Genomic DNA, 12,430 nt, shown 5'->3' on the forward strand with positions numbered 1-12,430 from the left:
GCCGGCCGAGTTGAAGGGGGAGGTGGCGTACACGCCATGCAGGAGACCGTCGCTTCCGCCCTCGCCCAACTCGCCCGCGCCGACTCCCGCGCCGCCCAGGTCGCCGAGACCGCGCTCTCCACCCTCACCGACGGCCGCAACCTCGAGGCCCTCACCCAGCACGCCGTGCAGGAGTTCTGCTGGTACGTGCTGCCGGTGCGCTTCTCCACCGACTCCGCCGAGCGCCTGTTCGCGGCGCGCTCCCTGGGCCGGCTGTTCGCCCTGCTGGGCCTGGACCGCTACGCCGCCATCTGCACCTCCACCCGCACCCGCCAGATCCTCGAGGCGTACCGGATCAGCCACGACTCCGGGCGCCAGCTCTACCGCCGCGCCATGCGTGCCTCCTGCGTGGAGCCGCCCGACCTGCCCGAACTCACCTGGGGCAGCACCCTGGGCAGCGCCGAGATCGACGCCTTCCAGGCCACCTCGGCCGGCCTGGAGCTGGCCGTGGCCCTCGACGACATCCGCCCGGGCACCCCGGGCTGGCGCGCCGCCCAGCAGCAGCAGGCGCGGGCGTTCCTGACCCAGCCCGACTTCCAGGGGCGCAGCCGGCTGGACCGCGTGCGCGAGGAGCGGGTGCGCGCCTGGCTGGAGTCCCCCTCCCACCCGCACCGCCAGCGGCTGTGGCCGCTGCTGGGCCAGCTCATCACCGGCGCCGAGACCCCGCCCGACGCCGGCACGGCGCTGGCGCCGGTGGTGCGCCTGCTCGACTACGCCGACGACGGCATCGGCCTCACCCAGATCGGCTACATCTCCCCCAGCGTCGTGCGCGAACTGTGCGCGGAGTTCGAGTGGACCACCTCGCCCGCGCCGCCGCGCAGCGAGACCGACGTCACCCAGCTCATCGCGCTGCACAAGCTGCTGCGCACCATGCGGGCGGTGCGCCGATCGGGCCGCCGCCTGGTGCTGACCCGCCGGGGCCGCCACCTGCACGCCGACACCGAGGCGCTGTGGCGGGCCGTTGCCGAGAGCGTCCTGGACACCGACGGCTTCGCCCAGGCCGCCACCGAGACCCTGCTGGGGCTGCTGCTGTCGCGCTCGGCCCGCTCCACCGGCGTCCACGCCCGCAAGGACGAGCCCGACCTCGCCGAGGAGGCCCGGCTGGTGCTGGCCGACTCCGGCTGGGGCCACGACGGCCGCCTGCCCGACACCCAGCAGGTGGGCTCGGTGCTGATCACCGTCACCTGGCTGCTGGAGACCCTGGGGTTCGTGGTCGGCGGCGACCTTCTGGGCGGCGGCGGGCGGCACCGGCTCACCAAGGCCGGGCACGCGTTCTCGCTCACCGCCATGCACCTGTCTGCCACCACCCCGCCGACCTCGCTGTAAGCGCCTCGGGCGCGCCACCGCGCGCCCGGTGCGGGTGCGCGCCACGGTGCGCCTAGCCTGGACACGGCGGCCCCGGCGCAGGGAGCCGGCGACCGCCGCCGGGCACCCGCCCGCCGCCCGAACCGGCCTCACGACCTGGAGCACCATGTCCGCGCCCGAGCCCACCGACCGCGACGACGCCAGCACCGAGCCCTCCGCCGCCCCGGCCGGGGTCTCCACCGCGACCGAGGCGGCCGCGGCGGCACCGGAGGAGCCGGAGTCCCAGGAGGCCCGGCAGGACCCGGAGGAGCCGGAGGCCCCCGGTGCGGAGCGCGAGCCCGCCGCCGGCGGGGCCGCCGCCTCCGGCGAGGCGGCGGCCGCTGAGGAGGCCGGGGACGGCGCCGGCGAGGGCGCCGGGGGCGGGCGCTCCCGCGCCGACCTGCTGCCCAGCCCGCTGTTCGTGCTGCTGGCGGGGGTCTGCGGCCTGGCCGGGTGGTTGAGCTGGACCCGCGCCGAGCTGTCCTGGGGCAACGACGGCACTACCGTCTACGTGCCGGCCCTGTTCATCCTGACCGGCTGGGCGGTGTCGATCGCGCTGCACGAGTTCGGCCACGCCGCCACCGCCTGCGCCCTGGGCGACCGCGCCCAGCGCGGCGGCGCCTACCTGCGGCTGAACCCGTTCCGCTACGGCGAACTGTTCGCCAACCTGCTGATGCCGCTGGCGTTCGTGCTGTTCGCCGGGGTCGGCCTGACCGGGCCGGCGGGCTACGTCAACCACGCCGCCGTGGGCGGGCGGGGCTGGCGCAGCGCCGTGGCCGCCGCCGGGATCGGCGTCAGCCTGGTGCTGGCGGCCGCGCTGGCGGCGGCGGTGGCCGCGCTGGTGCCCGCCGGGATGTTCACCGACAACTGGATGCTCGGCGGCCTGATGTACCTGTGCTACCTCAACCTCACGGTGGCGCTGGTCAACGTGCTGCCCGTGCCGGGGCTCGACGGGTTCGACGTGGTGGCGCCCTTCCTGCCCGAGCGCCTGGTGGCGCGCGTGCGGCCCTGGGGCGTGTTCGGCGTGATCGCGGTCTTCGCCGTGCTGTGGGTGCCCACCGTCAACGTCGCGGTGCCCACCCTGCTCATCGACCTGTTCGCGGCCGTGGGGCTGCCGCAGATGGACATCGGGTTCGGCGAGGTGCTGCTGCGCTTCTGGGCGTGACGCGGAGCGCGGCCGTCGGTGCGCTGCTGCGGGGACGCGGGGCTGGGGCGGCGCCTCAGCGGCGGGGGTCGGTGAGCACCACGGCCATCCCCACCGCCGCGATCCCGCCGAAGAGGTAGCCGTAGGCGGCCACGCTGGAGGTCAGCACGATGTCGCCGCCGGCGCGCACCAGCACCAGGGAGAACACCGCCGCCAGCCAGCCCAGGGCGGGCAGCAGCGCGCCCAGCCGGGTGCCCATGCCCCACCCGGCGGCGCGGCAGCCGGCGTGCATCACGACCAGCACCGCCACCAGCGTGACGGCGGCGACCGCCTGGCCCGCGCCGCCCGCCGCCCACAGGTAGGACAGCCAGCCGGCGAACACCGAGCCGCCCAGGCCCGCCACGACGCCCAGCAGCGTGAGGAAGGTGTAACCCAGAGCGGTGACGGCCGGCGCGGCCGCGCGGCGCAGCGCGCCGGGGGGCGCCTGGGCGGCGCGCGCGTCGGTCGGCGGGGTCGCGGGCGAGGGTGCGGGCACGGTGCGGGTTCTTCCTGGGCGGCGGTGCGGGCGGGCGAATCACCCGGTGGGACGCCTCGACCGTACCGCCGCGCCCGGGCGCGCGGCACCCGCGTCGGCGCCCCGGGCGCGGGTGGGTGTGCCGGGGCGGGGGCGGGCGGAGGCGAGCGGGCGCGGGTGCGACCGGACGCGGGCGCGGGTCAGGCGAACAGGTCGGTCTCGTAGCCGTCGGGGCCGGGCTTGGGCGCCGATCCCCGCACCAGGGTGAAGTACTCCACGGCCCGGATCTCCTGGGCGATCCCGTTGGACAGCGCGAACAGCTCGCCCTCCACGGTGATCTGGGTGGCGTGGGCGCGCATGGCCAGCGCCTTGGCCGGCCAGTGGGCGGTGCCGTCGACGCGGGCGGTGACCAGGTGGTCGGGTGTGGCCGGGCTGATGTCCTCGACCGCCTCGGGCGGAGTGAAGGGGCCGGGGGCGCCGCGCAGCCTCGCCACGGACTCCTCCAGCACCGAGCGGGGCTGGGCGATGGCGTAGAGCTTGCGGGTCTGCCACGGGGTGCCGGGCAGGGCGCGCTCGGCGGCCTTCTCGAACGCGCGCAGGGTGACCCGGTGCGCCTGGATGTGGTCGGGGTGGCCGTAGCCGCCGTTGTCGTCGTAGGTGACGATGACGTCGGGGCGGACCTCGCGGATGACCATGGCCAGGGTGTGGGCGGCCTCCTCGACGTCGGCCCGCCAGAAGCAGTCGGGCCGGTCGTTGGTGGGCGCGCCCATCATGCCGGAGTCGCGGTAGCGTCCGGGGCCGCCCAGGAAGCGGTGGTCGCGCACGCCCAGCGCCACGCACGCCTTGTCCAGTTCGCCGATGCGGTGCTCGCCGAGGGTGTCCTCGCGGTCGGGCCCCAGGTGGGCGAGGTCGGGCGGGATGATCTCGCCCTCTTCGCCCAGGGTGCAGGTGACCAGGGTGACCGCCGCGCCCTCGGCCGCGTACTTGGCCATCGTGGCACCGGTGACGATGCTCTCGTCGTCGGGGTGGGCGTGCACCAGCAGGAGTCGCCGATCTGTCATGTTCTGGACGATACCCCCGCACGGTTCGGACTCCCGGCACCCGTGCCCAAAGCACACCGATCGGGCGGCGGGAGGCGGCGTGTCGGGCGCGTCGCGCGCCCCGCCCCGCCGCCCCCGGCACCGGCGTCCCATGCGCCACAATCGACCCATGAGCTTTCCTCGGCAGCAGGCCCGTACCCGGCGCTTCACCATCGGCGTTCCGCGCGCCTTCCAGATCTCCCCCGACGGCCGGCGCGTGGCGTTCCTGCGCGGCCGCGACGGCGACGACGGCCTCGCCTGCCTGTGGGTGCACGACCTGGACACCGGGCGCGAACGCGTGGTGGCCGACCCCCGGGCCGTGGGCGGTGCCGCCGAGGAGGACCTGCCGCCCGAGGAGCGCGCCCGCCGCGAACGGCTGCGCGAGACCGGCGGCGGGATCGTCTCCTACACCGTGGACCGGGGGTTCACCCGGGCGGCGTTCACCCTGTCGGGCCGGCTGTACGCGGCGGACCTGGCCGGCGACGGCGGGGTTCGCGAGCTCCCCGCCGCCGCCCCGGTGGTCGACCCCGCGCTGTCGCCCACGGGCGCGGCCGTGGCCTACGTCAGCGGCGGCGCGCTGCGCGTGGTCGACGTCGAGGGCGGGCGCGACCGGGCGCTGGCCGAGCCCGACGCCCCCGGCGTCACGTGGGGGCTGGCGGAGTTCATCGCCGCCGAGGAGATGGGCCGGTTCCGCGGGCTGTGGTGGGCGCCCGACGGCTCGGCCGTGCTGGCGGCCCGCGTGGACGAGTCCCCGGTGACCCGGTGGACCATCAGCGACCCCGCCAACCCCGGCGCGGCGGCGCAGACCATCGCCTACCCGCCGCCGGGCACCGCCAACGCCGACGTCCGGCTGGCCGTGCTGGATGTCCTGGACGTGGCGGACGTGGGGGACTCCGGCGGCGCCGCGCCCGAGCCGCGCTGGGTCGAGTGGGACCGCGAGGCGCTGCCCTACCTGGTGACCGCCGGCTGGGCCGCCGCGGCCGACGGCGCGCCCGAGGTCGCCTTCACCGTGCAGAGCCGCGACCAGCGCACCCTGCGCCTGCTGCGCGCCGACGCCGCCACCGGCGCGGTGCGCGAGGTCCGCGCCGAGACCGACCCGGTGTGGGTCGAGATCATGCCGGGGGTGCCCGCCCACACCGAGGACGGCGAGACGGTGTGGATCGGGCTGTGCGCTGAGGGCGCCGGCGGCGGGGTGCGCCGCGCCGTGTTCGTCGGCGACCGGGAGTTCGGGCCGCGCGAGGACTCCCTGCGCGCGGTGCTCGACGTCGACGGCGGCCACGTGCTGTACTCCGCGTCCCCGGCGGGCCGGCCGGGCGAGACCGGGCTGTGGCTGCTGGACACCCGCACCGGCGCGGCCCGGCGCGTGTCCGTGCCGGGCGCCGGCGACTCCCCCGGCATGGAGTCGGGGCGGCTGCGCGGGGGCACCCTCGTGCTCCAGCGCCGCGACATGGACACCGACGGCGTGCGCACCCTGCTGCTGGCCGACGCCGCCTCCGAGGCGCCGCGCCCGGCCGGTGAGATCCGCAGCCTGGCGCACGCGCCCGACCTGCCCCGGCCCCGGCCGGCGTTCTGGTCGGCGGGCGAGCGGCGGATCCCGGCGGCGCTGCTGCTGCCGTCGTGGTACGAGCCCGACCCCGCCGCGCCGCTGCCGGTGCTGATGGACCCCTACGGCGGCCCGCACGCCCAGCGCGTGGTGCGCGCCCGGGCCGCCTACCTGACCTCGCAGTGGTTCGCCGAGCAGGGCTTCGCGGTGCTGGTCGCCGACGGCCGGGGCACCCCGGGCGTGGGGGTGGCCTGGGAGCAGGCGGTCCACGGCGACCTGGCGAACCCGGTGCTGGAGGACCAGGTGGCCGCGCTGCACGACGCGGCCGAGCGGTTCGGCTGCCTGGACCTGTCCCGGGTGGCGGTGCGCGGCTGGTCCTTCGGCGGCTACCTGGCGGCCCTGGCGGTGCTGCGCCGCCCCGACGTCTTCCACGCCGCCGTGGCGGGGGCGCCGGTGACGCTGTGGGAGCTGTACGACACCCATTACACCGAGCGCTACCTGGGCACGCCCGAGGAGCGGCCCGCCGCCTACGCGCGCTCCTCGGTGCTGGAGGGCTGGGCCGAGCCCCACCGCCCGCTGATGCTGATCCACGGCCTGGCCGACGACAACGTGGTGTTCGCCCACTCCCAGCGCCTGTCCACGGCCCTCCTGGCGGCCGGACGCGCCCACACGGTGCTGCCGCTGTCGGGGATCACGCACATGCCCTCGGAGGAGACCACGGCCGAGAACATGCTCCTGCTCCAGGTGGAGTTCCTGCGCACGGCCCTGGGCCTTCCGGCGAAGCCGGAGGCCGCCCGCTAGGCGGGGGAAGGGCACCACGGCACCCAACCTGGTCACCCGGGCGACGCGTGGGTGGCCCGGTTGGTTGTCCTTTCCCCCACCCATGCGTGGCCGGATCCGGCCACGCCGAGGGGTTGCGGCGACGCTCGGTCACCACCGCCTCCGGTGCGCCCTCGGGCGCCCGAACATCCCGCCACCACGCCGCTGCGCGGGGATCTCGGCGGGACGCGGGGGCGCGGGAGCGGCGCGGGGCGGGTGGGGCGGCGTCGACTTTATGTCCGCCATCGGCGACTTGTAGTGATATGGCGCGTTCACCGGCCCTCTGTCGCGTTCTCCGTTGACGACTTATGGTTGCCGGGTGCTCACCGAGTGTCGGTGGGCATGGGTTGACGGCCGGTCCTCCGGGTCCGCCGGCCGGGCCCGCGCGCTGGGTCCCCGCTCGTCAGCGCCGGTCCCGCCCTTGCCCGACCCCCTTCCCCCGACCCCCACACGAAAGGGCAGGAGTTGCGAAAGAATTCCGTCTCCCTCGCCGTGGGCGGCGCCGCCCTCGCACTGGGCCTGGCCGCGGTCCCCGTGGCCGCGGCCGCCGACGACGCGCCTCCCGAACAGCGGCCCACCCCACTCCAGGCCGCCGCCTCCCAGGCCGAGGCGCTCCAGCGCGACCTCGGCCTCAGCGCCGAGGAGGCCGACACCCTGTTCGCCGAGCAGCGGCGCGCCGGCGCCGTGGAGGACGAGCTGCGGCAGCGGCTCGGCGACTCCTTCGGCGGCGCCCGCTTCGACGTCGAGACCGCCCGGCTCACCGTCGCCGTCACCGACTCCGCCGCCGCCCGCGAGGTGCGCGAGGCCGGCGCGGAGCCCCAGGTGGTGGAGCACGGCCAGGACGTGCTCAACGCCGCCGTCGCCGACCTCAACCGCGAGGGCGCCGACCTGTCCGAGGGCATCACCGGCTGGTACCCCAGCACCGCCGCCGACCGCGTGGTGATCACCGTGCTGGCCGGAACCTCCGGCGCCGAGGACGCCGCCCGCGCCTTCGCCGCCGACGCCGGCGTGCCCGCCGACCTGGTGCGCGTGGAGGAGACCTCCGCCGCGCCCGAACTCTACGCCGACGTCATCGGCGGCGACCCCTACACGATCGACGGCTCGGGCCGCTGCTCCATCGGGTTCGCCACCGAGACCGGGTTCGTCACCGCCGGGCACTGCGGCGCGGCAGGCACCTCCGTCAGCAGCGAGGACGGCTCCGGCACCGGCACGGTCACCGACTCCGTGTTCCCCGGCTCGGACATGGCCGTGGTCGAGACCGACGCCAACTGGACCCCGGTGGGCCAGGTCAACGACTACGCCGGCGGCACGGTCGCGGTGGCCGGCTCCGAGGAGGCCGCCGAGGGCGCCGCCGTCTGCCGGTCGGGCTCGACCACCGGCTGGCACTGCGGCACCATCGGCGCCAAGAACCAGAGTGTGACCTACCCCGAGGGCACGGTCGAGGGCCTGACCGAGACCGACGTCTGCGCCGAGCCAGGCGACTCGGGCGGCTCCTGGCTCAGCGGCGACCAGGCCCAGGGCGTGACCTCCGGCGGGTCGGGCGACTGCACGTCGGGCGGCACGACCTACTTCCAGCCCGTCAACCCGATTCTGGAGGAGTTCGGGGCCACCCTGCTGACCGGCTGAGGCGCGAAGAGCCTTTGCCGAGCCGCCGAACGAGCCACCGTTCGACCGCAGCGCGCGGTCCGCGTCCGTGGGGCGCCGGGCCGCGCGCTCGCGCGCGTCAGGCCGGCGCGCAGTCCTCGCCGCAGTCGCCGTCGGGCAGCCGCGCCAGCAGGTCGCGCAGCAGCGCGCGGTCCTCGGCGGCCAGCTCCGCGAACAGCGCCGCCGCCTGGGCGTCCCCGCGCTCCCGCAGGAGTGCCTGGCGACGCCGGCCCTCGTCGGTGAGGACCAGCACCTTGACCCGCCGGTCCTGGGGCGAAGGGCTGCGGCTGACCAGGCCGCGGCGCTCCAGGGCGTCCACGAGCTGGGTGACGTTGGAGGGGTCGCAGGACAGCCACCGGGCGAGGTCGCGCATGGGCGCGGACTCGCGGAGGTTCAGCAGGGCCAGCGCCTGCACCCGCGTAAGGCCCTGTTCGGCCGCCGCCGCGTTGAACGCGGCGCGGAGTCGCCGCGCCGCTCCCATGACCAGGTGACTCAGTTCGCGGACGACGGGATCGGCGGGGGCGGCGCTCATACTCCCGATGGTACGCAGCCGTTGGACCCGGCAACGGTCGGGTCCGGCAACAGTGGCACGCCACCACCGTCCACTCCCGGAATGTTGAGTTTCTCAAGTGATGCCGTTAGGCTCCCCGAATACTTGAGCTTCTCAACAATGGTTACCTTCAAGGAGACACCGTGGCCGCTGCCGCCTCCCCCGCCGGCCCGCCCGCCGAAACCCCCGACGCCGCCCCCGGCCGCCGGACCACCCGCACCCGGGACCGCGCGCTGGCCGTCGCCGGCGCCGTGGCCGCCGTCCTCGTGCTGTGGGTGGTCGGCGTTCCGCTGCTGGGCCTCGACCTCGTGGTCGAGCAGCCCGGCCAGGCGCCCCTCCAGATCACCGTGGTCGCGGTCGTCGTGATGAGCCTGGTGCCCGCCCTGCTGGGCTGGGCGCTGCTGGCCGTGCTGGAGCGGTTCACCCGCCACGCGCGCACCGTCTGGACCGCCGCCGCGCTGGTCGTGCTGGCGGTGTCGTTCCTGCCCTTCCTCAACGCCACGGCGGGCACCGGCACCCTCGTCGTCCTGGCCCTGATGCACGTGGCCGTGGCCGCCGTGCTCATCCCGGTGCTGTGGCGCACCTCGGCGCCCCGCGCCTGACCGCCTTCCCCTCGCCCTCCGCACCGACTCTCCCCGCCGCCTTCGTCCGGGCCCGGCCGCACACCGCGCCAACCGACCCGGCGACCGAAAGGACACCCGCATGACCGCGCACGACAGCGAATCCGTGGTGGACAGCCCGACCGACTGGGTGGCCGACCACATCCGCAGGTACATCGAGACCGACGGCGAGGAGGGGCACCTGTTCATGGGCTTCCCCACCCTGCTGCTCACCACGCGCGGCCGCCGCTCCGGCAGGCGGCGCCGCACCGCGCTGATCTACGGCGAGGACTCCGGCCGCCTCCTGCTGGTCGCCTCCAACGGCGGCGCCCACGCCCACCCCGCCTGGTACCTCAACCTGCGCGAGCACCCCGAGGTCGAGGTGCAGGTGCGCGCCGACCGGTTCACCGCCACCGCCCGCACCGCCTCGCCCGAGGAGCGGCCCCGCCTGTGGGACCACCTCGTGGGCGTCTTCCCGCAGTACGCGGAGTACCAGCAAAAGACCGACCGGAACATCCCCGTGGTCATCCTGGAGCGCGCCGGCACCGCGCCGGCCGGCTCCTGACGCCCCGCCGCCGCCCCTCTCCCCGCCGCCCCGCCCCCGCCCGCGCGGGTGGCCGGTCGGCGGTCCGCCGCGACCGCCGACCCGCCCGCGCCCCTGCTCACCCAGGCTCTAGGCTGGCGGCATGCGCTCACCGGTGACCGCCCTCGTGCTCGACGTGCTCTGCGTCCTGGCCTTCGTGCTCATCGGCCGGGCCAACCACGCCGAAGGGTTGGCGCCCGCCGGGGTGGCCGCCACCGCGTGGCCGTTCCTCGCCGCGCTCGCGGCGGGCTGGCTGGTGTGCCTGGCCTGGCGGCGGCCCGCGGCCCTGGTGCCCACCGGGGTGGTGATGTGGCTGGTCACGCTGGCGGGCGGCATGGCCCTGCGCGCGGCCGCCGGCGGCGGTGTGCAGGTCTCCTTCGTCGTGGTCGCGGCGGTGTTCCTGGGCCTGGTCTTGGTGGGCTGGCGGGCGCTGGCCCTGCTGCGCCGGCCCCGGGGCGGCGCGGCCGCGGGCTGACCCCGCCGGGCGGGCCGCAGACCGGGCCGGGGAGGTCGGTCCAGGTACTGCGGCGTTGTCCACAGAATCACGCAGAGCCATGGCGCGCGGGCAGCGGGTGGAGGACCATGGAAGCGTCCCTTCGTCACCGGATCCGGGAGCGCCCGTGGTCGACCAGGTCCTGATCGCCATCGCCGCCGCCGTTGCGGGCAAGGCCGTCGAGCCCTTCACCGAAGGCGCGGTGGCCTCCCTGCGCCGGCTGCGCGGCGCCGTCCTCGCCCGCTTCCGCAAGGAGCCCGAGCCCCACGCCGCCCTGGAGGCCGCCCAGGTCGACTACGACGACACCGAGGCCATCGAGGTCCTGGCCGCCCACATCGGTGCCGCCGCCGAGCGCGACCCCGACCTCCGCGTGCTCGTCGAGGAGCTGCGGCCCCACTTCGCCGCCGCCGGCCCCCAGGTGCGCAACACCGTCGTCGGCAAGGTGTCGGGCAACGTCATCCAGGCCCGCGACGTGATCGGCGGGATCGACCTCGGCCGCTGACCCGCCCCGGCCCCGCGTCCCCTTCGGTGGACGCCGCACTCTCCGGCGTCTCACATGGCGAGACGGATGTCTCATGTAACGTCGGCGTCAAAGTAGGCTATAGCGGTCATCAACCTACGAAGCGGGAGGTAGCGGCCATGGCCGTGCGGTCTCCAGAGGACGCGAGCGAACCCGAATCGGGCCCCGCCCCGGCCAACCGGCCGGGGCGGGTGATCCTCGCCAGCCTCATCGGGACATCGATCGAGTTCTACGACTTCTACGTCTACGCCACCGCGGCCGTACTCGTCTTCCCGCACCTGTTCTTCCCCGCCGACAACCCCACGGCGGCCACCCTCCAGTCGCTGGCGACCTTCGCCATCGCCTTCGTGGCCCGCCCGGTGGGCTCCGCCCTCTTCGGCCACTTCGGCGACCGCATCGGCCGCAAGGCCACCCTGGTGGCCTCGCTGCTGACCATGGGCATCTCCACCGTGCTGATCGGCCTGCTGCCCAGCCATGCCAGCATCGGCGTCGCCGCGCCGCTGCTGCTGGCGCTGTGCCGGTTCGGCCAGGGCCTGGGCCTGGGCGGCGAGTGGGGCGGCGCGGCGCTGCTGGCCACCGAGAACGCCCCGCGCCGCAAGCGCGCGCTGTTCGGCACGTTCCCCCAGTTGGGCGCGCCCATCGGCTTCTTCCTGGCCAACGGCGTGTTCCTGGCGCTGTCGGGCTCCATGGACGACGCCGCGTTCCTGGCCTGGGGCTGGCGGGTGCCGTTCCTGCTCTCGGCCGTGCTGATCGTGGTGGGCCTGTGGGTGCGGCTCAGCCTGCACGAGACCCCGGCCTTCGCCAAGGTCCTGGCCGCCGGCGCCCGCGCCCGCACCCCGGTGGTCGAGGTCTTCCGCACCAGCGCGCGCGGCATCGTCCTGGGCACGCTGATCATGGTCGCCACCTACGTGCTCTTCTACCTGATGACCGTGTTCTCGATGACCTACGGCACCGCGCCCGAGCCCGCCGGGCTGGGCTACGGCTACTCCCAGTTCCTGGTGCTGCTGCTGGTCGGCGTGGTGTTCTTCGGCGCCTTCACCCCGGCGGCCGGCCTGCTCGCCGACCGCTACGGCCGCCGCCCGGTGCTGATCGCCGTGACCCTGGCCATCATGGCCTTCGGGCTGGCGCTGGGTCCGCTGCTGGGCTCGGGCTCCACGCCGCTGGTGCTGCTGTGCCTGATCGTGGGGCTGTCCCTGATGGGCCTGACCTTCGGCCCGATGGGCGCGCTGCTGCCCGAACTGTTCCCGACCAACGTCCGCTACAGCGGCGCGTCGATCTCCTACAACCTGGGCGGGCTGCTCGGCGCCTCGCTGGCGCCCTACGCCGCCACCTGGCTGGCCGCCGAGTTCGGCCTGTGGGCGGTGGGCGGCTACCTGATCGGCGCCTCGGTGCTGACCCTGGTGGCGCTGCTGCTGGCGCGCGAGACCCGCGACGACTCCCTGGACGAGGTCCCGGCGGGCGCCTCGGCCTGACCGCCGCCCCCGCCCGCCCCCGCCCGGCCCCCGTCGACCACCGTCGGCCACCGGCCCGCCGCTCCGGCGCCACCAGCGCGCCGGAGC

At 75.8% G+C, this 12,430-nt stretch carries 12 protein-coding genes; 9 read left to right on the forward strand and 3 right to left on the reverse strand.

Translation table 11 applies throughout. The features are described from left to right. Positions 1–36: 36 nt before the first annotated feature. Positions 37–1,365: a hypothetical protein gene (locus LG943_RS01530; protein WP_270070306.1), complete on the forward strand. Its 1,329-nt coding sequence runs from the start codon at positions 37–39 to the stop codon at positions 1,363–1,365. Between the two features lie 145 nt (positions 1,366–1,510). Further along, positions 1,511–2,548, forward strand: coding sequence for a site-2 protease family protein (locus tag LG943_RS01535; protein WP_270070307.1), 1,038 nt, complete (start codon positions 1,511–1,513; stop codon positions 2,546–2,548). A 55-nt stretch (positions 2,549–2,603) separates the two neighbouring features. Here LG943_RS01535 and LG943_RS01540 read toward each other — a convergent pair whose 3' ends face one another. After that, positions 2,604–3,062, reverse strand: coding sequence for a hypothetical protein (locus LG943_RS01540; protein ID WP_270070308.1), 459 nt, complete (start codon positions 3,060–3,062; stop codon positions 2,604–2,606). Between the two features lie 179 nt (positions 3,063–3,241). Next, on the reverse strand, positions 3,242–4,102 hold the full coding sequence (gene mshB, locus LG943_RS01545; protein ID WP_270070309.1) for an N-acetyl-1-D-myo-inositol-2-amino-2-deoxy-alpha-D-glucopyranoside deacetylase: 861 nt from the start codon (positions 4,100–4,102) through the stop codon (positions 3,242–3,244). A gap of 148 nt (positions 4,103–4,250) precedes the next feature. On the opposite strand from mshB, the gene LG943_RS01550 reads away from it, so the two are divergent. Together LG943_RS01550 and LG943_RS01555 are read left to right on the forward strand one after the other, a co-directional pair. Next, positions 4,251–6,464: a S9 family peptidase gene (locus LG943_RS01550; protein ID WP_270070310.1), complete on the forward strand. Its 2,214-nt coding sequence runs from the start codon at positions 4,251–4,253 to the stop codon at positions 6,462–6,464. 483 nt (positions 6,465–6,947) lie between these two features. Then, complete coding sequence (locus LG943_RS01555) at positions 6,948–8,108, forward strand: S1 family peptidase (protein WP_270070311.1); 1,161 nt, start codon at positions 6,948–6,950, stop codon at positions 8,106–8,108. A gap of 97 nt (positions 8,109–8,205) precedes the next feature. Here the strand turns inward: LG943_RS01555 and LG943_RS01560 are convergent, their stop codons facing one another. Beyond that, positions 8,206–8,658, reverse strand: a complete 453-nt coding sequence (locus LG943_RS01560; RefSeq protein ID WP_270070312.1) for a MarR family transcriptional regulator — start codon at positions 8,656–8,658, stop codon at positions 8,206–8,208. A gap of 161 nt (positions 8,659–8,819) precedes the next feature. Here LG943_RS01560 and LG943_RS01565 point away from each other — a divergent pair, with 161 nt between their 5' ends. From LG943_RS01565 to LG943_RS01585, 5 genes are all read left to right on the forward strand, one after another. Further along, the gene (locus tag LG943_RS01565; RefSeq protein WP_270070313.1) at positions 8,820–9,278 is read left to right on the forward strand and encodes a DUF6069 family protein; all 459 of its coding nucleotides are present in this window, start codon (positions 8,820–8,822) and stop codon (positions 9,276–9,278) included. Positions 9,279–9,378: 100 nt separating this feature from the next. Continuing rightward, complete coding sequence (locus LG943_RS01570; RefSeq protein ID WP_270070314.1) at positions 9,379–9,840, forward strand: nitroreductase family deazaflavin-dependent oxidoreductase; 462 nt, start codon at positions 9,379–9,381, stop codon at positions 9,838–9,840. Between the two features lie 121 nt (positions 9,841–9,961). After that, on the forward strand, positions 9,962–10,333 hold the full coding sequence (locus tag LG943_RS01575) for a DUF3054 domain-containing protein (protein ID WP_270070315.1): 372 nt from the start codon (positions 9,962–9,964) through the stop codon (positions 10,331–10,333). Between the two features lie 145 nt (positions 10,334–10,478). Next, the gene (locus LG943_RS01580) at positions 10,479–10,853 is read left to right on the forward strand and encodes a hypothetical protein (protein ID WP_270070316.1); all 375 of its coding nucleotides are present in this window, start codon (positions 10,479–10,481) and stop codon (positions 10,851–10,853) included. Between the two features lie 137 nt (positions 10,854–10,990). Beyond that, the gene (locus LG943_RS01585) at positions 10,991–12,343 is read left to right on the forward strand and encodes an MFS transporter (protein ID WP_270070317.1); all 1,353 of its coding nucleotides are present in this window, start codon (positions 10,991–10,993) and stop codon (positions 12,341–12,343) included. Positions 12,344–12,430 lie beyond the last annotated feature (87 nt).

The organism is Streptomonospora mangrovi (genome assembly GCF_027604915.1).
Taxonomy (GTDB): domain Bacteria; phylum Actinomycetota; class Actinomycetes; order Streptosporangiales; family Streptosporangiaceae; genus Streptomonospora; species Streptomonospora mangrovi.

Coding starts and splice junctions, on each gene's coding strand:
- LG943_RS01530 (WP_270070306.1), top strand. CDS start 37: ATGCAGGAGACCGTCGCTTCCGCCCTCGCCCAACTCGCCCGCGCCGAC.
- LG943_RS01535 (WP_270070307.1), top strand. CDS start 1,511: ATGTCCGCGCCCGAGCCCACCGACCGCGACGACGCCAGCACCGAGCCC.
- mshB (WP_270070309.1), bottom strand. CDS start 4,102: ATGACAGATCGGCGACTCCTGCTGGTGCACGCCCACCCCGACGACGAG.
- LG943_RS01550 (WP_270070310.1), top strand. CDS start 4,251: ATGAGCTTTCCTCGGCAGCAGGCCCGTACCCGGCGCTTCACCATCGGC.
- LG943_RS01560 (WP_270070312.1), bottom strand. CDS start 8,658: ATGAGCGCCGCCCCCGCCGATCCCGTCGTCCGCGAACTGAGTCACCTG.
- LG943_RS01570 (WP_270070314.1), top strand. CDS start 9,379: ATGACCGCGCACGACAGCGAATCCGTGGTGGACAGCCCGACCGACTGG.
- LG943_RS01575 (WP_270070315.1), top strand. CDS start 9,962: ATGCGCTCACCGGTGACCGCCCTCGTGCTCGACGTGCTCTGCGTCCTG.
- LG943_RS01585 (WP_270070317.1), top strand. CDS start 10,991: ATGGCCGTGCGGTCTCCAGAGGACGCGAGCGAACCCGAATCGGGCCCC.